Raw genomic sequence first — 22,531 nt, 5'->3', positions numbered from 1 at the left:
TATCGGCAAGCGAGCAAGCATGGAATGTTCGGAATGCTGTCGAATTTACGCATTTTACTTTTCAGAATCGGCATAATACGTTAATCTAAAAAAAATACTTTATAGCTGGAGGGTTCAAAAAAATGAAAAAAACATTGACGCTCGCCGGTTCCGATTCAAGCGGCGGTGCAGGCATTCAAGCGGATTTGAAGACTTTCCAGGAATATGGCGTATACGGCATGACAGCCCTCACATCCATTGTAACCATGGATCCCGCCAATAACTGGAGCCATGGCGTTTATCCAATTGACACGGAAATTGTTGAAAAACAGCTGAATACGATTCTTTCTGTCGGAATTGATGCCATGAAAACAGGCATGCTCGGTTCTGTTCCGATCATCGAACTTGGTGCAAAGAAAATTGACGAATACAACTTGAAGAACGTTGTAATCGATCCGGTCATGGTTTGCAAAGGTGAAGATGAAGTCTTGCAGCCAGAGAATACAGATGCTATGCGCGAATTGCTTATTCCGCGTGCACTCATTACAACACCGAATTTGTTTGAGGCAGGACAGCTTGCTGGTACAGGGAGAATTAAGACTGTTCACGGAATGAAAGAAGCAGCTGCCAAAATTATTGAACTAGGCGCAAAAAATGTCGTCATCAAAGGTGGCAGTGATCTTGAACACGAGAAAGCAGCCGACCTATTCTACGACGGCAAGGAGTATACGCTGTTTGAAAGTGATAAAATCAATACAAATTACAATCATGGCGCCGGCTGTACGTTTGCTGCGGCAATAACAGCGAATTTGGCACATGGCAAATCTGTAAAAGATGCTGTATCTGCTGCAAAAGATTTCGTGTCTGCTGCAATTAAGCACGGCTGGAAATTGAATGAATTTGTCGGTCCCGTCATGCATGGTGCATACAATAACAACCGCTAAAAACAAAACGCTGCGTAGTTATACGCAGCGTTTTTTGTATGTACACGAATGCAGTTGCTCGAATAGGCTATTGTGAAAAAGTGAAAGAAGCTGATCTCATGGTTAAGAATGCATACGCCCCTATCCGAGTTGCACGTATAGAAAAAGGAAACACAACAATTATGTATCCTGTTGTTTATGGGCTCTCCAATACAACCGCTCAAAATCATATGAACAGCCTAATCCGATCCGTTGTCAGCGAGCTCGTTGAAGCACAACACGCGGAGCAGGATCCTGCTCCTTACTTCCAGGAGATGCTCGGAACATTTGAGGTGAAAAATAACCAGCGTGGCATCTTAAGCATTGTCTTCACCAATTATGCCTATGCGCCAAAACACGCACATGGACTCAACTTGGCAAAATCGCTCACCTTCTCAATTGACAACGGAAAACTATACAATCTAAACAATCTGTTTCGCTCCGATATCAATTACGAAAGTTACCTGTCTCTTCTAATTGAAAAACAGGCCTCCATCCGAAACATACCACTCCTAAATGATAAAATCAACGTCCGGAAAAACCAAGATTTTTATTTAGCCGATCAGACACTCGTCATTTACTTCCAAGCTTACGAAATAGCTCCAGGCTATGCGGGACTGCCTACTTTTCCGCTTCCTGCATATTCTCTCGAGCCAATTCTTAATCAAGACGGGCCCCTCGCCACATTATCAAGTGGTATTTGATGTCACTTCAAATAAAGGTCGATCGCTTTTTCCAAGTTCGTAACGATTGTCATGCGACTGAAACGGTCACCGAATTGTACCGCTGTTTGAGCAATCTCAGGACGAATACCTGAAAGAATAGCATCTACCCCAATAAGAGCAAGAGCATCAATTAGCTCGAATATTTTATGAGCGACAAAAGTATTGACAGTCACTACCCCGGACAAATCGATTAGCAATTGTCGCAATCCTCTATTGCTGCACACTTCAAGCGTGTTTTCCAACATGAATTCCGCACGCACATCATCAATTTTGCCGATAAGCGGCAGTAGGCCAACCCGTTTATTTAACAAAATAATGGGCGAACTGAGTTTATTGATCGTCTGCTGCTGCTCGCGGCTTTGCCGGTTTGTAAAATCATGCTGCTCTTTCAAAAACCAGCTGATGACTCTTCCTATCCCCTCACCAATCATGTTCTTCCATCTATTCAAGTCTTCATTCGTGCAGCCCTCGCAAATTTCAAAGAATTCATCGACAAGGGTCATATACTGCTTCTGTGTTCGGAAAAACTCTCCCGTTATTAAATAAGATGGTGTTTCTAAGTGTCCCTCATCATGAACAAGACCAATAACCCACTCTTCAAAAATTTCAAGAAACTCTGTATCCTGTTTAATAAAAATTTCTGCAAACTTTTTATGGAATTCATTATTCTGTTTCTTCAAACGCTCAACAGCCGCTGGATTTTCCGATAAATAAACCCCTGCCGTCTCTTCTTTATTTATGGAAGTATACCATTCCTCTGTCAATTGCCAAGATTTATCCAATATATATTCGTATAATTTAGTATCGCAATTCATCGTCTTTTCTCCTAGCAGTTTAAGATAATATCTTCCGAATAGTTTCTTATACCCCATTTAACTAAATATATTCCTTAAAAAGCTATAACAAACAAAATTACGGAGATCCGCTGTTTCATCCTGTGAAAATATCTTCTTCTGGATACTTTACCGCTGATGACTTTCTTGTTGCAAAAATAAAAGCGAAAGCCAATGGTCCGACACGTCCAATAAACATAAGACCCATAATAATGATTTTGCCCGGAGTAGTAAGGTGAGGTGTCAGATCCAAAGTCAGACCAACCGTTCCAAAAGCTGACAACACCTCGAAAAGCAATGACAAAAATGGTTTATTCTCCGTCATCGTAAGTAAAAATAGGCTTACAAGAACGAACAATAGACTCACTACAATGATCGCAAGAGAACGGAGAATTGTCGCCTTTCTGATCGTTCTTCTGAATATGACGACTTCATCCTTCCCCTTCAGAAATGAAATGGTTGTAAGCAAAACGACAATAAATGTCGTCAGCTTGATCCCGCTCCCAGTGGATGCACTTCCGGCTCCGATAAACATAAGAACCATGATAAGTAAAATTGAAGATACCGTCAAATCAGATGTCGGGATTGTTAAGAACCCTGCAGTACGAGGTGAAACTGCCTGGAACAAGGAGCCAAACAGCTGTTCATGCAATGACAGGCCGCCAAATGAACGCTGATTTCCATATTCCATTACAAAGATCAAACCCATTGCCGATAAATTTATAATAAATGTACCGACAAGCATTAATTTCGTATGCAATGTCAAGGAACGGAAATCCCGTTTCCTCCACAAATCGATTAGCACTGTAAAACCCAATCCCCCAATAATGAAAAGACCACTAATGACAATATTGACAACCGGGTCACCGACATATCGGGCTAAATTGTCCGGCCAAAGAGAGAATCCTGCATTATTAAAAGCTGTAACCGTATGAAACAGACTATAGTACATTCCTTTACTCCAGCCATATTCCGGAACCCAACGTTCTGAAAGCAAAAGAAAAGCAATTCCCTCAATGATAATGGAAAAGAGAAATAGTGTCCTGACGAGCCGGATAATACCGCCAATTGATGTCTGATTAAATGCCTCTTGGACAAGCAGGCGCTGTTTAAGACCAATTTTTCGTCCAAGCATGATGAGAGCCATGACTGCGAAAGTCATAAGGCCTAATCCACCAAGCTGTACAAGCACCATAATGATAATCTCACCAAATAAACTGAAAGTACTTCCAATATCAACTGTACCAAGACCGGTTACTGTCGTAGCAGATACTGCAGTAAAAAAAGCATCAATCCATGAAACATGTTCTGTTCCGGCAGCGGGTAACTTTAATAACAACCCACCGATCAGAATCATAAGCATAAAACCGGCCGCGAGTAGCTGGGGCGGACTGAGCCGAATCATATTTCTCTGCCATTTGCCTTTCATAAGGCATTTCATCTCCTTGCCAGAAGCTTCAGTTAATTAGTAAACATAATTTACGCCCCTTGTTGGCAAGTGTCAATTTAAATTTTGATTTGTAAATAAAAACCTTTTAATTTGCGCAAGTAAAAAATAAGTTCCTTTGGCTATCTTTTCGTTTGATTTTATTCCGTTAGAGCTATTATGATGAAGGTATCCATATTAAATCGGATCTTTCCTAAAACATATTAGAATTCCAACTCGTCAAAGAGGTGAACACCTTGGTAAATAATAAAAATATTAATGAAACACAGAGCCATGAGTCTATAAAGGAAAAGGCTGGCGGCTGGCTTCAAAAAAGCACTAATATCAGCTTGGAAGAGGCGAATAGTACCGTACGCATCCCAAAAGGGGCAGGATTCTGGCGCAAGTTCCTCGCCTTTGCAGGGCCAGGTTCACTCGTCGCTGTCGGTTATGTGGACCCCGGCAACTGGGCGACCTCCATAGCAGGGGGAGCCAGATACGGCTATCTGCTTCTTTCCATCATTCTCATTGCCAATCTGATGGCCATGTTCCTTCAATCTTTGTCGGCCAAGCTTGGCATTGTGACTGAACGTGATCTCGCACAGGCAACAAGAGACGCAACTGGCAAAAAGCTTTCTGTATTTCTTTGGATTCTTACAGAACTTGCTATCATCGCAACAGACCTTGCGGAAGTAATCGGTTCAGCCATTGCCCTAAGTCTGCTTTTCGGCATTCCACTCGTTGCCGGAATTGCTATTACAACTCTTGATGTTCTTCTTCTCCTTTTGCTGCAGAGAAAAGGATTCCGGATCATCGAGTCGATCATTATCGTTCTGATGACGACCATATTCGTCGTTTTTGCTTTTGAAGTATTTATTTCCAAACCAGCTGTAGCAGACGTTTTCAAAGGTTATGTGCCTCATGCTGAGATTGTGACAGACCCCGGTATGCTGTTTATCGCTCTAGGTATTCTTGGTGCTACCGTTATGCCTCACAATCTGTATTTACACTCATCCATTGTCCAGACAAGGCAGTATAAGAGAACAGATTCTGGAAAAAAAGAAGCATTGAAGTTCTCTTATTTGGATTCTACGCTATCTCTTACAGCTGCTTTTCTGATCAACTCAGCAATCCTTATTCTTGGTGCTGCTGCGTTTTATGGAACGAATTTGAATGTATCTGAAATTGAAGCAGCCTATAAGCTGCTTAGCCCGACACTTGGTGTAGGTATTGCGAGTACACTTTTCGCAGTTGCCTTACTGGCTTCAGGCCAGAATTCAACGATCACCGGCACCTTGACTGGACAAATTGTCATGGAAGGTTTCGTTAAACTGCGAATCTCCCCATGGCTGCGCCGTCTAATTACACGTTTAATTGCTGTTATTCCAGCTTTGGTCGTAACTTGGATTGCCGGCTCAAAAGGGACAGGCGAGCTGTTGCTCTGGAGTCAGGTCGTTCTTAGCTTGCAACTGCCATTTGCTGTAGTCCCCCTTGTCCTGTTCACTAGCAGTAAGAAGAAAATGGGGCAATTCGCCAATAAGATTCCTGCACAGATTATCGCATGGCTCATTACCGCTGTAATTATCATGCTGAATATTTTCCTTGTTGCTTATATCGTAGTGACTGGGCACGACATTGGATAACTATAAAAGAGCTGTATCGCTTTTGATACAGCTCTTTTATAATTTTGGTGAAGTAAAACATTTTTTATAGAAGTGCAAAGCTAGTAAATTAAAAACCTTGGAGGGCTGATATAAAGTCAGCTCTCCAAGGTTTTTAATTTATCCGGCATCTTCAAATTGACTGTTGTACAAATCTGCATAAAATCCGCCTCTTTCTAGCAGCTCTTCATGCGTTCCCTGCTCGATCACATCTCCCTTATCCATGACGAGTATAAGATCGGCATTCTGAATGGTTGATAGACGATGGGCGATGACGAAGCTCGTTCGTCCCTCCATCAAATGATTCATTGCCTGTTGAATATACAGCTCTGTTCTTGTATCAACACTTGATGTTGCTTCATCAAGAACCATGATTTCAGGGTCCGCCAGTATTGCCCGGGCAATGGTAAGCAGCTGTTTCTGTCCTTGGGAAAGGTTCGTACCCTCTTCATTTAGAATAGTATCGTAGCCTTCTGGCAATGTCCTGATGAAATGGTCTGCATGTGCTGCTTCTGCCGCCTGCTTAATTTCTTCTTCTGCCGCATTTTCCTTACCGTAAGCAATATTGTCTCGTATCGTTCCTTTGAAAAGCCATGTATCCTGCAGGACTATTCCGAAATGCCTACGCAAGTCAATCCGGCTCATTTTACGAATGTCTTTACCATCAATACTAATTGTTCCGCTATTTACGTCGTAAAAGCGCATGAGCAAATTAATCAGCGTTGTTTTTCCCGCTCCCGTCGGTCCAACAATTGCCGCTGTCTGGCCTGATGCAACATGGATGTTCAAATCCTTCATGAGCATTGTATCGCCGTAACCGAAAGCGACATGTTCAAATTCGACTGAGCCACTTATTCTCCCAGTACTCTCCTCTTTTGGAGCAGGCTGCTCTTCCTCCGCATCAAGGAGTTCAAAGACCCGTTCCGCCGCTGCAATCGTTGATTGAATGATATTGGCAATATTCGCCGTCTGACTAAGGGGCTGATTAAACTGTTTCGAATATGTGATGAACGCCTGTATATCTCCAATGGAAATCGCTCGCTTCGTTACGAGGATTCCGCCAACTATAGAGATAAGGACATAGCTAAGGTTTCCAATAAAAGTCATGATAGGCTGTACTACCCCAGAGATGAACTGTGCCCTTCTCCCAGCGTCATACAACTGCTCATTCACACTGTCAAACTTATCGATTGCCTGCTTTTCTCTGCCAAAAGCCTTAACAACCTGGTGTCCGGTGTACATTTCCTCCACATGCCCATTCAGTTCGCCAAGAGTCTTTTGCTGCTTAGCAAACTGTCGCTGTGAGCGCTTCAGAATCGGTTGGATGACAAAGATGGACAGCGGCAGACTGACTACTGCAATCAAAGTCAGCAATGGACTAATTGTCAGCATCATGACGATGATACCGACAATTGTCACAATGGAAGTGACAAGCTGAGTAAGGCTTTGCTGCAATGTTGTGCCGATTGTATCGATGTCATTTGAAACACGGCTCAATGTGTCCCCTGTGGAGTGCTCGTCGAAATAGCGGATTGGCAATTGATCAAGCTTGGCAAAAACCGCCTCGCGCAAGTCATATACTGTACGCTGTGCAACACTTGCCATCAAATATTGCTGCAGGAAGTTGAAAAGACTGCTAAATACATAAAGGATCACCAGAATGACGAGGAGACGACCGACTTTACCAAAATCGATTCCTGTACCATTTCCCTGAAATTTTGCATACGCACCTTCGAAAAGGACGGTGATCGCTTCCCCCATCACTTTAGGACCAATTATGGCAAAAAGAGTACTGAAAATCGCTGCGATGAAAACAGCAGTAATCCTCTTGCGCCTTGGTTTGAGATATGAAAGCAGACGACGCAGCGTACCTTTAAAATTCTTCGGTTTCCGCCCTTGAATCATCATGCCTCCATGACCTCCGCCTCTCGGACTCATGCAATCCCCTCCTCTCCGTTTTGCGATTTGACGATTTCTTGATATACGCCATTGTTCTCAAGCAACTGTTCATGCGTACCGATTCCGGCTATTTTCCCCTTATCCAAAACGATGATCTGATCAGCATGCTGAACTGTATTGACGCGTTGAGCGACAATGAGTACTGCCGCCTCTTTCGTCTCATCTTTCAACGATTGGCGCAGCTTGGCATCCGTCTTATAGTCCAATGCCGAAAAGCTGTCATCGAATATATAGAGATCCGGCTTGCGGACGATTGCCCGTGCAATTGAAAGACGTTGTTTCTGTCCTCCGGATACATTCTTACCACCTTGATCTATATGTGTTTCATAACCTTGCTCCATTTCCTCTACAAAGCCAGATGCCTGGGCAACCTCTGCAGCATGCTGGACTTCTTCAATTGTCGCACCCTCCTTACCGTAACGGATATTGTCGGCAACCGTTCCGCTGAAAAGCAGTGCCTTTTGAGGCACATAGCCGATCATAGAGCGTAAAGCTCCCTGTTCATAATCTTTCACATTCCGGCCATTTACCCGAACTGCTCCACTCGTAACATCAAAAAATCTCGGAATGAGCTGAACGAGTGTTGTTTTACCTGATCCAGTTCCTCCAATAATTGCTGTTACTTCACCTGGTTCTGCACGGAAACTAATATCAGATATTACTGGTGCCTCTGCCCCCGGATAGCTGAATGAAACATGTTCAAATTCCAATGTACCGTGTTCCTCACTGGCTTTTTCTGTACCGCTATCTTTTACACCAGGCTGCAAGTCAAGGACTTCATTAATTCGTTTGGCCGAAACACTTGCACGTGGAATAACAATGAACATCATTGAAGCCATAATAAGGGCGAACATGATTTGCATTACATACTGGATAAATGCCATCAGATCCCCAATTTGCATACCACCACTTTCAATACGAATACCGCCGAACCAAATGATGAGCACAGTCGTCAAGTTCATGATCAGCATCATAAGCGGCATCATGAAGGCCATCAGCTTATTCACACGAATTGATACATCTGTGAGCTCACCGTTGGCCTTCCTTAGACGCTTCTTTTCATAGTCTTCCTTGTTAAAGGCTCGGATGACTCTGATTCCAGTGAGATTCTCACGCATCGCCAAATTAAGCGCATCAAGCTTCTTCTGTACCATTCTGAACAACGGCACACCTTTTTTCAGAATAAGCAAAATACCTCCAGCAAGGAATGGAGTAATGGCAAGAATAACGAGTGAAAGCTTGGCATCTTTAGATACAGCCATGATTAGCCCTCCGGCAAACATGAGCGGAGCCATGACGACCATCCGCAAAACCATAATGGTTACTTGCTGAATTTGAGTAATATCATTCGTATTTCTAGTAATCAATGAAGCTGTACCAATTTCATCGAACTCTTCAAGAGAAAAATTTTCGACATGAGTAAAAACATTGCGCCGCAAATCCCGACCAAGTCCCATTGCTGCCTTGGAAGAACAATAGCTAGCTGTAATGGAGGCACAGATTCCAACAGCCGCGATACCCAGCATGATACTTCCTATTCTCCATATATAAGCGACATCGCCTTTCACAACACCGTTGTCGACGATATCACCCATTAAAGTTGGCAGGAATAAATCTGTCATCGCCTGAATGAAAATGAATAAAAAACTGCCGAGTACAAACCATTTATAAACCTTAAGCCGTCTGAAAATCCGCAACATGCACTTGGTCTCCTTTCCTCAATAAATCTCTATTATCAGATTAGCAAAGCAGTCCTGTTTTCGCGAATCTGAAGGTCATACTCGCATTATTTTGCTTGCATGTCCTCCACAAATTGTTATGATGAAGAATAGATTTCAACCAAGAGAGGATTAACAAGCACATGAGAAAACAATCAAATTCCCTATTGCTGATCGGCCTCGTCTTCCTGGCTCTGTTCTGCATCATCTGTTTTGGTGTAGTAACGAATTCCGCCTGGGTTAAGACTTTTGACCTTTACTGGATTGATGCCATCCAGTCACATATTTCATCAGGTACAACATCCTTTATTCTCGTTGCGACAGAACTTGGCAATATGCGCCTTGTCATCGCCCTTACAATCGTGATTGCGATTGTGCTATTTATAAAAAAACGATTCGCTGACGGCCTTTGGTTCGGCGGTACAATTCTATTTTGCGGTGCAATTGCCACTAAATTGCTAAAATCGGCAATTAATCGAGATCGTCCTGAATTTCATCAACTTGTTTCAAAAACTAGCGAAAGCTTCCCGAGCGGTCACGCAACAGGCACAACAGTATTCTATGGCATGATTGCTCTCGCTCTTTTCCTAGCGGCAAGAACTGTTTTGAAGCGAGTTGTAATCGGTCTCGTTGCGTTCTGCTTTATTTGGTTCATTCTGGCGACCCGTATTTACCTTGGTGTTCATTTCCCTACAGATGTCCTTGCAGGTTTCTGTTTCGGTTCCGCTTCAGTGTTCATCTCTATTAGCGTATATCTGTACGCGCGTAAACCACTGCATAATTTGCTTATAAAGTTTAATTTGAAAGACGAAAGCTTGAAAACAGAGCCTTCACGTCATGTCAGTTAACCGAAAAAGATGCTGTCGTATTTAACGACAGCATCTTTTTATTTGTCTTTACTTGTAAGCGCATACTTCTTGACAATTCCGGGAATGGGTCAATATCAGGCATCAATGGGGAGGTAATGACATTGCGGAGAAATTGGACGAGGGAAGAAGAAGCATACTTGGCACAGCAAGCAGGAATGACGCGTATTGATTCTATCGCAAAAAAGCTGAATAGGACTGTCATTAGTGTGGAGCTGAAGATGAAAAGAATGGGAATTGCCAATACACGCGATCAGGTCGGCCTCATGACAATGGGAGAATTAGCTCGTCTTCTCAACGTTGATAGAAATACAGTAAAACATTGGGCTGATCGTTATGGCCTGCCTTACCAAAAACGAAAGACGAAAAGAGAGAAAACATTTTACTTCGTTGATACAAACGATTTCTGGGAATGGGCTTATGATTACAAAGAAAAAGTAGACTTTTCAAAAATTGAACGTCATGCCCTTCCGCCTGAGCCAGGTTGGGTTGAACCACTTCGCATGCAACGGAAAGAAACCCGCTATAAACCTTGGACGATCCAGGAAGAACGGCAACTGCTGGAACAGATGAAATCCAACAAACCATTAGAAGATATCGCAAAAAGCATGAACCGTTCCCTCACAAGCGTAGAGAGGAAGTATTACCGGATTAAGAATATACGACGAATCAACTAAAGTGACACCCTGTTTGAATTGAATCGCATTGTGGAACAATAAATGGAGTACTCTGTCACAAGCAAGCTCCAATCCATAGTAGACAATGTAAGCAACTGAAGCTGAAATGCGACATGTCCGTCGGAGGCCTCATGCTTTTTCATGAGGCCTTTCATGATTCAATACGAGAATCATGCTATCATGTGAGAAACAAATGCAAGCAAGGAGAAAAACGAATGATTCGCATAGCAGCAATAGACAGTAATGACTGTTTAGTTGAAAATTTAACAATACATAACTTGAACATTAAAGATTACAAATGGTGCTGGATTGACTTCAATTCACCGAGTGAAGCTGAAACACAGGAATTGAGAAATTCTCTTCACTTCCATCCGCTAGCCATTGAAGACTGCGTTTACAGCATGCAGCGTCCGAAGCTTGATTATTATGACGACTTCTCCTTCTTTGTCACCCATCTTCCTGGCCCCGAGGCCTACAACGAATATGAAATCGACTTCTTCCTCGGTGAGAATTATATCGTCACCTTCCATTATGAAGACCTTGAAGAAGTGAATGAAACATGGAAAAAACTGCAGGCGCTAAAGAATATCGGACAATGGGATACCTACAAAGTCTTTTATGAAATAATGGACAATGTTGTTGATGATTATTTCCCTATACTTGCCCATTTGGAGGATGAAATCAACCTCGTCGAAGAGAACCCGAATGAAGAGCCAATGGATCAATTATTGGAGCGTTTATTTGAATTGCGTCATCAGTTGCTTGAATTACGGCATGCGATCAACCCTTTGAGTGATCTATTCTACAGAATTCTTTACTCCCACAGATTACAAGGCATACAAGATCGGCGCGAATATTTCATGGATATCTATGATCACCTTTTGCGGTTGGCAGATATGACAAATTCTAATCGTGAAATTACAAATGACATAAGAGATAACTTTATTTCAATTAACTCTTATCAACAGAATAAGGTAATTCAAGTACTAACTGTTATCACTTCTATTTTTGCGCCACTAACTTTCATAGCCGGTATTTATGGCATGAATTTTGAAAATATGCCAGAACTGCATTGGCATTACGGCTATCCAATTGCCATGATTGCGATGCTGTTTATTACAGTAGTCATGATTGTCATTTTCAAAAAACGAGGCTGGTTTGGCTGAATGATTGCATTTGACATTTCTGAACAATTCATTTAAGGTTTAGATGTACAATTTCATACACGTTTATTCCTTCGGGGTCGGGTGTAATTCCCAACCGGCGGTGATGAAGCCATGTGCTTCTTAGTCCGTGACCCGTGCGGCTTTATGCCAAGCGGTGGATCTGGTGCAATTCCGGAGCCGACAGTTAAAGTCTGGATGGGAGAAGGATTTGAAAAGCTTGTTTGCGTACGCAAAAATCACTATTTTCTGTGGTTTGTTTGTGTTTTTCAGCATTCATTCTTTTGAAATATTCTGCCCTTATGCCCTTGAAGCCGACTTCAAGGGCTTTTTGAGTTTCAACATAAGGGAGTGGATACTTTTGTTTACAGGAATTATTGAAGAGAAAGGTGTTGTGCGACGTCTTGTACAGCGTTCAGCGCACGCCTATGAAATTGAAATTGGAGCAAAGCGCATTATGGAGGACATTTCTCTCGGTGATAGCATCGCCATTAATGGTGTATGTCTTACCGTTACAGCATTTGATCAAGCGTCTTTCAAGGCAGATATAATGCCGGAAACCTATCATGCTACGAATTTGGCAAAACTTATTTCCGGTTCAGAAGTGAATCTTGAGCGCGCAATGTCTGCGAATGGTAGATTTGGCGGCCACTTCGTCTCAGGGCATGTAGATGGCACTGCTAAGATTCTCGATAAACAACCATTAGAAAACGCCATTATATTCAATATTTCCATTCCAGATGGATTTGCGAAATACTTTCTACGAAAAGGTTCGGTTGCAGTCGATGGTATCAGCCTTACCCTGTTCCATGTAGATCCTGATTCATTCAGCATCTCGATCATCCCTCATACAGCGGCTGAAACGACGCTCGGAAGCAAACGAAAAGGTGATATCGTCAACATTGAATGTGACATGCTGGCAAAACATGTTTGGCAAATGACTGACCGACAGCATTCTCAAGAATCAGATAGCACGATTACCCGTCAAAATCTTGCCGCAGCCGGATTTCTTGAAGGAGGCCTGTAGAAGATGAATACGATTGAGGAAGCAATTGCTGATTTGCAAAAAGGTAAAGCAATCATCGTCGCGGATGATGCAAATCGAGAGAATGAAGGAGATTTCATTGCGCTTGCCGACCGAATTGACAGACAGATGATTAATTTCATGATTACTCATGGCAAAGGCCTCGTATGCACAGCTATCAATAGCCAGATCGCAAAACACCTGAACCTGCCCATGATGACTGAGAACAGTACAGATCCGCTCGGTACAGCTTTTACTATTAGTGTTGATCATGCAAGTACAACGACCGGCATCAGTGCAGATGAGAGAGCACTCACGATTCGAGCACTCGCTGATCCGCAAAGCTTGCCAGAAGATTTCAAACGTCCGGGACATGTTTTTCCTTTGATTGCCAAGGACGAAGGTGTGTTCGAACGACGAGGCCATACGGAAGCCGCAGTCGATTTTGCTAAATTAAGCAATGCAGCACCAGCAGCGGTTATTTGTGAAATTATAAAGGAAGACGGCTCCATGGCTAGACTCCCTGATTTAATGAAGCTGGCGTCTGAATGGGACTTGAAGCTAGTTACAATAGAAGAACTCGTGAATTATAAAAAACAACAGGCCATCTCAGCATACTGAGCGGCGAACCTGTAGGAGGAGAATAGATATGGGAAAAACTTTTGAAGGAAATCTTGTTGGGACAGACTTAAGAATCGGCATTGCCGTAGCGAGGTTCAATGACTTCATTACAAGCAGACTGCTTTCAGGTGCAGAAGATACTTTGAAGCGACATGGTGTACAAGAAGAAAACATTGACGTCGCCTGGGTTCCAGGCGCATTTGAATTGCCTATTATCGCAAAAAAGATGGCTGATAGCGGTCGCTATGATGCTGTTATCGTATTAGGTACAGTTATCCGCGGGGCAACACCTCACTTTGACTATGTTTGCAATGAAGCGGCTAAAGGGACATCCAATGCAGCACTTGCAAGTGGAACACCTGTCATCTTCGGTGTGCTAACAACTGAAACGATTGAACAGGCTATTGAACGTGCTGGTACAAAAGCCGGTAATAAAGGCGGGGAATCTGCAACAGCCGCAATCGAAATGGCTAATTTGCTGAAGCAATTTAGTTAAGTCCTCATTATTAGATTTAGATAGTCCAGTTACAGAAAGAGCGCCAAGCCTATTTAAGGCTTGGCGCTTCATTTTTTCCGGATATTCGTTAGAACGACTTTACTGCGCGGGATGCTAGGCATGTTTACATAGCTGAATGACAGATCCTGCTTTGGTACGTCGAATGTCATTCTGTTCGCAAGGAAATCGAGACAAACTTTCATAATCTCGGTTGTGACCCATTCACCGGCACAGCGGTGTCCGAACGAGTAATCTCCCCCTCCCTGAGGGATAAATCCAAACGGACTATCCTCCCACTCTTTGAAACGATCCGGTTTGAATAAACTTGGGTTATCCCAGTGTGTAGGATCATGGTTCGTTCCATATACATCAAGCAAGACGAGTGTCCCCTGTTTGAATTCAAATTGCTTCCATGAAAAATCATGACGGACTTTCGCCGGTATAAATGGGAAGAACGGGTAGAATCTCCGTACTTCCTGGACAAAACGTTGAAGCTTATCTTCATTGCCATCATATAGCTTCTCTGCTTCTTCCGGGTAATGGTAGACTGCCAGTGCAGTGAAATTGACAAAAATTGAAATTGCTACGATCGGTCGCAAAATATTTAGTAGATCTACTGCAGCTGTCTGAGTCTCAAGCAGCTCACCATTAAGATTTTTATGACGACTCATGACAGCTAGTGCGGTTTCATCTTCAGGGTTCAATTTCCCCTCTCTTACATCTTCGATTAGTCCGCGAATCCACTTTTCAGCAGAGGATCGGCTCTTGACCGATTTTTGATACCCAATGCCGATTGAAGCTGCATCTTGAAACAGCTTGGCAAGTTGATTTGTCCGATTTTCAAGTTCACTTGCATAAAGTGGTACGCCAGCCCACTCACAGGCAATGCGCGTAAGCATCTTCTTCATTTCTTCATACAGAACAATTTCCTTTTTGTAGCTCCAATCATTTAATTTCTCCTCAAATCTAAGGGTCGTCAATTGCCGGAGCTTCTCTAACCGCTCCTTCGTCATCAGAGACATAAACATCTCTTTCCGATTACGATGCTCGTCTCCATCGAGTGTTTGGACACCGTCTTTACCGAATAGTGTTTTCAACACACGCTGAGGCGCGGCACTACTGCGTTCAAACTTCTCCGTATCATAGAAAAGCTCGGTCGCCTGTTGTCCGCTCATGCAAATTGCATCGGCTCCCAGAATCTTTGTTTTGAAAACAGGTGTCTGGTAACTGCGAATCCGATTCGGAATATACATATAACCTTCTCTGATGACTCCTGCCGTATGGTCGATTCCCTCTTCTTCCGGCATCCAATTCTGCTGTTTCAAGACACTCACCCTTTTTTTGTTAATACATTGATTATTGCCTTAAAGCCAAATGAAAAAACGCTTTGCATCATAATTGATGCAAAGCGTTTTAGAGATGATTATTTGAATACTTTAATTCGGCCTTCCAATGACTGGACATCTTTCTCCCCAGCTGGAGCTGTTGGCTTGCCGAATGGCATTTGGGCAATTAGTTCCCAGCTCTCAGGAAGATCCCATTTTTTCTGGACTGCAGCGTTAACAAGTGGGTTGTAATGCTGCAAAGAAGCTCCAAAGCCAAGAGATTCCAAGCTAGTCCAGACAATGTATTGCAACATGCCTGAAGACTGTAGAGAATAACCAGGGAATGCTTCGCTATAAGAAGGGAATTGTTCCTGCAAACCTTTTACAACATTCATGTCTTCGAAGAAAAGGACTGTTCCATAACCTGCAGAGAAAGCCTGCATCTTCAATTCAGTCTGGGAGAAGTCTTTATCTCCAGAGAGTTCTTTCAATGTATCTGAAGTAAGACCCCAGAATGCATCATGCTCGGAACCTAGGAGGACAACAACGCGTCCGCTTTGGGAATTAAATGCTGTTGGTGCATTTGCAACCGCAAATTCGATTACTTCCTTTATCTTTTCATCTGTAGCTACAGCTTCTTTGCTGAGGCCATAGAATGATCTTCTATTTTTGATTGCTTCGTCCAAATGCAAATTCATTTTTTGCCCTCTCTCTTTTAAAAAATATGTTATGCTTATTCAGTGTCACATAAACAACTATATACTTATTATATCCTTGCATATCAAAAATAAAAGTAGGCAGTTTTTTGTTATATAGTATCAAAAAATATACCGAAAGAAGGCCTTTCAGATGAAAAATGACAAAAACCCGATGCAATGTCAAACTGTAGTCGCCCTGGATGCAATTGTCGGCAAATGGAAGCCGGTCATACTGCATATACTTTTGTCAGGCAAACCTTATCGCTTTAATGAACTTCGCCGCAACATCCCTGATATTACACAGCGTATGCTAACGATGCATTTGCGCGAGCTTGAGGAGCAGGATATTATCCATCGCGAAGTGTATGCTCAAGTTCCACCGAAAGTCGAATATTCCATTACAGAATACGGTAAGACACTCGGACCCATCCTGGAAGCGATGCACGAATGGGGTGCAAACCATCTTGCCCATATGGCAAGCAAAGAAACTGAAACAGATAACAGCCGTTCCTCCTAATATGGAAGAACGGCTGTTTTTTTATTCTGTCTGCTTCTTGCCTGATTCTCGTTTGAATGGCCACCAGTTGAATGGACCGAACAGGCGGACCATAACCGGAATGAATAGAGGCAAAATGATTAAGGCGTACAAGAAGAGCCCTGTGATGACAACTGTTGCAATCTGAAGCAACGAGAGGACACCTGACGGCAGCATTGCTGCAAATGTCCCGCCAAGAATGACAGCTGCCGAGATGACGACAGTCCCCATATCTTTCATCGATTGCAGGAATGTATTCATGATATCGCCTGTTCTCGTTTCATTAAAGCGACCCATGAGGAAAATACTATAGTCAATTCCAAGTGCTACGAGCATGACAAAAGCGAAGAATGGAATTGCCCATGTCATACCACTGTAATCCATGATATCTGTAAAAATCACTTCTCCAATTGCCATTGAAGTGAAGTAAGTGAGCAATAATGAACCGATTAAGTATAGTGGCATGACGAGTGATTTCAACAAGATGACAAGGATAATAAAGATTCCAGCAATCATAAGCACCGCTGTACGTGAATAATCCTCATCAGATATTTGCTGCAAATCATGGTTCATGCTGCTGACACCACCGATTTTCGTCTTGCTATCGGCAAACACAGTTCCTTTTTTCGTTGTGTCTACCCTGTCTTTAACCTTTCCAACAAGATTCATCGCACTTTTGGAGTAAGGGTTATAATCAAGAATCACTTCAAATTTGGTGATTTTCTTATCATTGGAAAGATACATTTCCGTCCCTTGCTTAAAACCTTTGTCCTTAATTGCATCTTCTGGAATATAAACATAAGAAGGATCGGCGTTCTTGCTGATCTCTTCCAAATAGGCTTGCGTCTGGTCGAGTCCTTTGCCAATTTCCCCAAGGCCATTAGCACTTTCTCCTAGGCCTTTTTGCAATTGACCGAGCTGCTCCATCTGAGTTTGCGCTTGTTGCATCTGAGCTTGCTGCATTTGTGCCGCCTGCCCACCTTGAGTTCCTGAAGCTTGCTGTGCTGCTTGTGCCTGTTGCATTTGCTCCATTTGTACTCGCTGTTCCTGACTTGGACCGGCTTGTTGCAGCTGGCCGGATGCATTACCAAGCCCTTGCTGGATCTTGTTCAGACCTTCTCCGCTTTTATCAAGCCCTTCAGCAAGCTTCTTCGCCTGGTTTTTCAGACGGAAATCATCAATGATCTTTCCAGCTGGACGGGTTGCACTTCTAACACTGTGCACACCCTTTATTTTGGAAAGTTCATTTGTAATTTGATCAATATCCTGGTAATCCTTTGTTGAACTTACTTTGTGATCCTTCGTCTGCAAAACAACAGTCATCGGCATGATCTGTCCTGCTCCAAAGCTGTCAGCAATGAGATTAAATCCTTTTACCGATGGATAACTATTACCGATTTCATCAAGACTGTTATAAGATTTTGAACCGCTGTATGTTAGTAAGAATGGAATAGTAATTACAGCGACGATTAAAATTGCTACCATCGGGCGTTTCCAGGCATACTTGCCCATCGTTCCCCAAATGCCGCTCTCCTTATGAGCAACATTTTTATGGAATGGCCAGAATAGCTTGGAACCGAGTGTTGCCAAGAAAAACGGTACAAGTGTCAAAATAGCTAGCAACATGACCGCAACTCCAACCGCAACTGCGACGGCAGACTGATAAAGTGAGAATGTTGAGAGTCCAATGGCCGAGAAACCAATCAGAACAGCGAGACCTGCGAACATGAATGTCTTCCCCGTTGAACGGTAAGTCGTTAGCACAGCCTCTTTCGCATTATCATGTTTGCCCAATTCTTCCTTGAAGCGGTTGATGATCAGAATGCAATAGTCCGTTCCGATGCCGAACATGACCGCGACCATGAAAATCTGAGTAAATGTAGAGAGCGGGAAATTCACTGTATTTGCCAGTATCGCTACAACTGACTGTGCAGCAAGATAGCTGACCCCTACAGTAAGAAGCGGTATGAATGGTGCAACAAATGAACGGAAAACAATAAAGAGAATGACGAGAATCAATCCGACGGTGATCAATTCAGTCTTCTTAAGCCCTTCTTCAGAATTCAAAATGATATCCTGCTCGATATATTGCTGACCCGTAAGGTAATGATCTACCTTTGCATCCTTTACCTCGTTTTCGATTTTTTCCCGTGTTTCGCCAATATCCTGGTTCTTCAGCGAGACATTGAACGGTACGAGGACTGTTTTGCCATCCTTGGAAACAGTCTGATCAGCAATCTGCTGATCCTTTGTATAATCTAGAATGTCTGATACTCCAAGCTTATCTTTGTTTTTTTCAAGCTTGTCAATGATCCTCTTAATATCTTTCTTCTCTCCATTGCCAAGCTTGTTCTTGTCATTGAAAACAAGCACGGCACTTGCCGTATCCTCGCTCTTATCACCGCTGATTTTCTCAAGCAATTTATCAGCCTGTTGTGAATTGTACTCTTCCGGAACCTGTATATTCCCCTTGTCACGGACAAGATCCTGCAGATTTGGAGCGAGCAGGAAAAGACCCGCTGCTAGCGCAATCCATAATACGGCGAAAAACCAGCGAAAACGGATGACCTGTCTCATCAGTTGCTTTCCTCCCTTACATGAGAAGCGCGAAGTAATTGCTTCCCAATTCTCTTCAAGTAATCAATATCAGACTTTTCAAGTGATCCAAAAAGCCGATCAACCATCATATCCCGGGCAAGCAACGCTTTCTTAAGCACTTCTTTTCCCTTTTCTGTAACAGCGAGGCGGATAACCCTGCGATCTTCCTGATCCGCCACTTTTACGATAAATTGTTTCTCAACAAGCCTTTGGCAGAGACTTGTAATCCCACCAGTCGTAATTTGCATAACTGAAGCAAGATCAGAAGGCCGTGTCTGCCCTTCTCTTTCAAGAAGTTCCAGTATGAATACCTGATTGAGTGAGAGACCTGTCTCATCATGGTGATGCCAATCCAATGCTGCATTCTTTGTAAGGGCATTGAACAGCTCCTGAATCTCGATCAGATCCTTCCTTCTTTGCTCATCCATCGTCTTCAGCCTCCTCATCCAATACCTTCCAACTTATTTTAGCTTAGTACTAAGTTATATTAAAGTCAAAGGTTTTGAAAGTAAATCTTTTGTTACAAACTCAATGTTTTCCCCCAATGGACGTTTGTTAAAACCAATACTTGGAAATAGTATTCCTAGGCAAAAATTCTGTATGTCTTAGGAGGCAATCTATAAATGGCTGATCATAAAGGCAATAAAAACAATGAGCAGAAGTTGACAAACAGACAGGGACACCCTATTACGAACAACCAGAATCTTAGAACTGTCGGCAATCGCGGTCCCGCAACAATGGAAAACTACCACTTCCTTGAGAAACTGAGCCATTTTGATAGAGAACGCGTCCCAGAACGTGTTGTACATGCACGAGGTGCAGGGGCACATGGCTACTTCGAGGCATATGGTTCAGTCGGTGATGAGCCTGTCTCCAAATATACAAGAGCAAAATTATTCCAGGAAAAAGGCAAACAAACACCTGTATTTGTGCGTTTCTCTTCCGTTATTCATGGCGGGCATTCTCCCGAGACATTACGTGATCCCCGCGGTTTTGCGGTGAAATTTTACACAGAAGATGGCAACTGGGATCTAGTTGGTAACAACCTGAAAATCTTCTTTATCCGCGATGCGATCAAGTTCCCAGATATGATCCATGCCTTTAAGCCAGACCCGATTACAAACATTCAGGATGCAGAGCGTTTCTTCGATTTCTGTGCGAATTCTCCTGAATCCTTCCATATGGTGACGTTCATCTATTCACCTTGGGGCATTCCTGCGAACTATCGCCAAATGCAAGGGTCAGGCGTAAACACATATAAATGGGTAAATAAAGACGGCGAGGGTGTTCTCGTCAAATACCATTGGGAACCAAAGCAAGGCATCAAGAACCTCACACAAGAAGAAGCAGAAGCAATTCAGGCGAAGAACTTCAACCATGCTACCCAGGATCTATATGACGCAATTGAACGCGAAGATTATCCGGAGTGGGAATTATTTGTTCAAATCATGGAAGACGGCGAACATCCAGAACTCGATTTTGACCCGCTTGATGACACGAAGCTTTGGCCAGAAGACAAGTTCCCTTGGCTTCCGGTCGGCAAAATGGTTCTGAACAAAAACCCTGAAGATTATTTCAATGAAGTTGAACAAGTCGCTTTCGGTACAGGAGTCCTCGTTGATGGACTTGATTTCTCTGATGATAAAATGCTCCAGGGACGGACGTTCTCCTATTCGGATACTCAGCGCCACCGTGTCGGAGCGAACTATTTGCAATTACCGATCAACGCACCGAAGACAGATGTCGCAACAAACCAGATGGGCGGACAAATGCAATATAAACGAGATCTTGCCCCAGGTCAGAATCCGCATATCAACTATGAACCATCCAGCCTTGGCGGTCTGCAGGAGCAGGAACCAGCTGGTAAGGAACATCAGCCTTACTACGAAGGCAAACTTGTGCGTGAATCCATTGACCGTCAGAGCAATACGAAACAAGCTGGCGAGACTTATCGTATGTTTGAAGACTGGGAACGTGATGAGTTGATCAAGAATCTCGTCAATGACCTTTCTGACTGTGACAAGCGACTTCAAGACAAGATGATGGCACTTGCTGAAGAGGCTGATGAAGAATATGGCCGCCGTCTCCGTGAAGGCTTGGAAAATGCCGCAAAAGGTAAATCAAGCATGCACCCGCTTGGCAATGAAAGCGGTCCTGATGCACCACGTGAAGCCGAGCAAAAAGGCCACGAAGCCGATCCTTATTAATATGCAAAAGAAAGCTGCAGATCACCCAAGATCTGCAGCTTTTTTAGTATTTCTATTTTTCGGCTCTGACGTCCTCCCCGAAACCCAGCTATGCAGCACCATACCGCCTATAACAAGTAAAAGGCCTACAGTCGATAAACCTGAAGGCAATGGAGCTGACAGGAATATTATTTCCCCAGCTGCCGCAAACAGTACTTCTCCTGCTTGTGTCGCTTCAACAGCCGCAAGCTTCGCCATATCACCTTTCACAAGGTCCGTAGCCTGGAAGAATAGTACTGTTGCAATGACACCTGAGCTGACAGCTACAATGAACGCCTGGAAAGTCTGACTCCAACTTGGCCAACCGACCGTCATAACCCCATATATCGCCAGAATAATCCAGAATGGCATGCTCATAAGTGTCATGCCAAGAACACGTTGGTATGTATCAAGTCTGCTGCCAACAAGCTCCATCATTTTGCGATTTCCGAGCGGGTAAGCAAAGGATGCTACTAATACAGGAATAACAGATAGCAACAAAGTGTTCGTCGACAGATGTTGTGCCTGTGCTGCCTGCATGAGTATGATACCCACAAGAATGATGAGCGACATAAAAAGCCCTCGCACAGGAATTTTCCCTCTTACTAACAAATCCCCTCCAGGTGCCGAAAGCTTCTGAATAAAGAGAGGAGCCAGCAAAGATCCGGAGACAATTGTAATTTGCCATGTACCCGCTATAAGCCATCCTGGTCCATAAGCCGCTGCAAAACTGAGCGGTCCGTAGAATAGTACGAATCCGACAAAACTCCAGACAAGCCACGGAGTTGGAGACTTTGCAATTTCACGTTTAACCCCACTCCAGTTTCTTCTGAGACCGACAATTAGAAACAGAAAGGGAAGCATAAAGAAGTAGCGTAAAGAAGCACTCCAAATCCAGCTGCCGCCAGACAGTTCCATTGACCGGTTCAATACAAAAGTAAAAGCGAAGAAGAAGGCAGCAAGAATACCTAGTATGATTGGTCGCATCGTCTTCCCCCTTCCTTTATGAAAGAATATATTGAATCACTAATTCCATCATG

Annotated in this window: 20 protein-coding genes and 1 riboswitch; of the genes, 11 read left to right on the top strand and 9 right to left on the bottom strand. The window is 43.3% G+C overall.

What is annotated here, in order from left to right; genetic code table 11:
• The first annotated feature begins 122 nt into the window (after window positions 1–122).
• Together pdxK and QR721_RS01655 are read left to right on the top strand one after the other, a co-directional pair.
• Window positions 123–923, top strand: coding sequence for a pyridoxine/pyridoxal/pyridoxamine kinase (pdxK, locus tag QR721_RS01660; RefSeq protein ID WP_348028538.1), 801 nt, complete (start codon window positions 123–125; stop codon window positions 921–923).
• Window positions 924–961: 38 nt separating this feature from the next.
• The gene (locus QR721_RS01655) at window positions 962–1,645 is read left to right on the top strand and encodes a DUF3298 and DUF4163 domain-containing protein (RefSeq protein WP_348028536.1); all 684 of its coding nucleotides are present in this window, start codon (window positions 962–964) and stop codon (window positions 1,643–1,645) included.
• Window positions 1,646–1,647: 2 nt separating this feature from the next.
• Here the strand turns inward: QR721_RS01655 and QR721_RS01650 are convergent, their stop codons facing one another.
• Together QR721_RS01650 and QR721_RS01645 are read right to left on the bottom strand one after the other, a co-directional pair.
• Window positions 1,648–2,481 (bottom strand): STAS domain-containing protein, encoded by an 834-nt coding sequence (locus QR721_RS01650; protein ID WP_348028534.1) that lies wholly within the window; start codon window positions 2,479–2,481, stop codon window positions 1,648–1,650.
• A gap of 115 nt (window positions 2,482–2,596) precedes the next feature.
• Window positions 2,597–3,940, bottom strand: a complete 1,344-nt coding sequence (locus QR721_RS01645) for a TrkH family potassium uptake protein (protein WP_431189510.1) — start codon at window positions 3,938–3,940, stop codon at window positions 2,597–2,599.
• 287 nt (window positions 3,941–4,227) lie between these two features.
• Between QR721_RS01645 and QR721_RS01640 the strand changes: the two genes are divergently transcribed.
• Window positions 4,228–5,568, top strand: a complete 1,341-nt coding sequence (locus QR721_RS01640) for an Nramp family divalent metal transporter (protein WP_348029762.1) — start codon at window positions 4,228–4,230, stop codon at window positions 5,566–5,568.
• Window positions 5,569–5,706: 138 nt separating this feature from the next.
• Here the strand turns inward: QR721_RS01640 and QR721_RS01635 are convergent, their stop codons facing one another.
• Together QR721_RS01635 and QR721_RS01630 are read right to left on the bottom strand one after the other, a co-directional pair.
• On the bottom strand, window positions 5,707–7,524 hold the full coding sequence (locus QR721_RS01635) for an ABC transporter ATP-binding protein (RefSeq protein ID WP_348028530.1): 1,818 nt from the start codon (window positions 7,522–7,524) through the stop codon (window positions 5,707–5,709).
• Window positions 7,521–9,245: an ABC transporter ATP-binding protein gene (locus QR721_RS01630; RefSeq protein ID WP_348028529.1), complete on the bottom strand. Its 1,725-nt coding sequence runs from the start codon at window positions 9,243–9,245 to the stop codon at window positions 7,521–7,523. The genes QR721_RS01635 and QR721_RS01630 overlap by 4 nt, the downstream gene beginning before the upstream one ends.
• A 161-nt stretch (window positions 9,246–9,406) precedes the next feature.
• Between QR721_RS01630 and QR721_RS01625 the strand changes: the two genes are divergently transcribed.
• From QR721_RS01625 to ribH, 6 genes are all read left to right on the top strand, one after another.
• Window positions 9,407–10,111 carry a phosphatase PAP2 family protein gene (locus QR721_RS01625; protein WP_348028527.1) on the top strand — a complete coding sequence of 235 codons (705 nt, stop codon included), beginning with the start codon at window positions 9,407–9,409 and terminating at the stop codon, window positions 10,109–10,111.
• A 122-nt stretch (window positions 10,112–10,233) separates the two neighbouring features.
• Window positions 10,234–10,806 (top strand): MerR family transcriptional regulator, encoded by a 573-nt coding sequence (locus QR721_RS01620; protein WP_348028525.1) that lies wholly within the window; start codon window positions 10,234–10,236, stop codon window positions 10,804–10,806.
• Between the two features lie 215 nt (window positions 10,807–11,021).
• On the top strand, window positions 11,022–11,972 hold the full coding sequence (corA, locus tag QR721_RS01615) for a magnesium/cobalt transporter CorA (RefSeq protein ID WP_348028523.1): 951 nt from the start codon (window positions 11,022–11,024) through the stop codon (window positions 11,970–11,972).
• A gap of 63 nt (window positions 11,973–12,035) precedes the next feature.
• Window positions 12,036–12,183: riboswitch (FMN riboswitch) on the top strand.
• A 147-nt stretch (window positions 12,184–12,330) separates the two neighbouring features.
• Window positions 12,331–12,996 carry a riboflavin synthase gene (ribE, locus tag QR721_RS01610; RefSeq protein ID WP_348028521.1) on the top strand — a complete coding sequence of 222 codons (666 nt, stop codon included), beginning with the start codon at window positions 12,331–12,333 and terminating at the stop codon, window positions 12,994–12,996.
• A gap of 3 nt (window positions 12,997–12,999) precedes the next feature.
• Window positions 13,000–13,614 (top strand): 3,4-dihydroxy-2-butanone-4-phosphate synthase, encoded by a 615-nt coding sequence (gene ribB, locus QR721_RS01605; RefSeq protein WP_348028519.1) that lies wholly within the window; start codon window positions 13,000–13,002, stop codon window positions 13,612–13,614.
• 28 nt (window positions 13,615–13,642) lie between these two features.
• A complete protein-coding gene (gene ribH, locus QR721_RS01600; protein ID WP_348028517.1) occupies window positions 13,643–14,110 on the top strand; it encodes a 6,7-dimethyl-8-ribityllumazine synthase in 468 nt (155 codons plus the stop codon).
• Window positions 14,111–14,178: 68 nt separating this feature from the next.
• Here ribH and cypC read toward each other — a convergent pair whose 3' ends face one another.
• On the bottom strand, window positions 14,179–15,444 hold the full coding sequence (gene cypC / locus QR721_RS01595; protein ID WP_348028515.1) for a CYP152 family fatty-acid peroxygenase CypC: 1,266 nt from the start codon (window positions 15,442–15,444) through the stop codon (window positions 14,179–14,181).
• 89 nt (window positions 15,445–15,533) lie between these two features.
• A complete protein-coding gene (locus QR721_RS01590) occupies window positions 15,534–16,133 on the bottom strand; it encodes a nitroreductase family protein (protein ID WP_348028513.1) in 600 nt (199 codons plus the stop codon).
• A gap of 151 nt (window positions 16,134–16,284) precedes the next feature.
• Here QR721_RS01590 and QR721_RS01585 point away from each other — a divergent pair, with 151 nt between their 5' ends.
• Window positions 16,285–16,650: a winged helix-turn-helix transcriptional regulator gene (locus QR721_RS01585; protein ID WP_348028511.1), complete on the top strand. Its 366-nt coding sequence runs from the start codon at window positions 16,285–16,287 to the stop codon at window positions 16,648–16,650.
• Window positions 16,651–16,671: 21 nt separating this feature from the next.
• On the opposite strand, the gene QR721_RS01580 is transcribed toward QR721_RS01585, so the two are convergent.
• Entirely contained in the window at window positions 16,672–19,245 is a 2,574-nt protein-coding gene (locus tag QR721_RS01580; RefSeq protein ID WP_348028509.1) for an MMPL family transporter, read from the bottom strand.
• Entirely contained in the window at window positions 19,245–19,694 is a 450-nt protein-coding gene (locus QR721_RS01575) for a MarR family winged helix-turn-helix transcriptional regulator (RefSeq protein ID WP_348028507.1), read from the bottom strand. Before QR721_RS01575 ends, QR721_RS01580 begins: the two co-directional genes overlap by 1 nt.
• 195 nt (window positions 19,695–19,889) lie before the next feature.
• On the opposite strand from QR721_RS01575, the gene QR721_RS01570 reads away from it, so the two are divergent.
• Window positions 19,890–21,473, top strand: coding sequence for a catalase (locus QR721_RS01570; protein ID WP_348028505.1), 1,584 nt, complete (start codon window positions 19,890–19,892; stop codon window positions 21,471–21,473).
• A 21-nt stretch (window positions 21,474–21,494) separates the two neighbouring features.
• Here QR721_RS01570 and QR721_RS01565 read toward each other — a convergent pair whose 3' ends face one another.
• Window positions 21,495–22,478: a DMT family transporter gene (locus QR721_RS01565; protein WP_348028503.1), complete on the bottom strand. Its 984-nt coding sequence runs from the start codon at window positions 22,476–22,478 to the stop codon at window positions 21,495–21,497.
• Window positions 22,479–22,531 lie beyond the last annotated feature (53 nt).

Source organism: Aciduricibacillus chroicocephali, assembly GCF_030762805.1.
Lineage (GTDB): Bacteria > Bacillota > Bacilli > Bacillales > Amphibacillaceae > Aciduricibacillus > Aciduricibacillus chroicocephali.
This window is presented reverse-complemented; position numbering and strand designations above follow the sequence as displayed.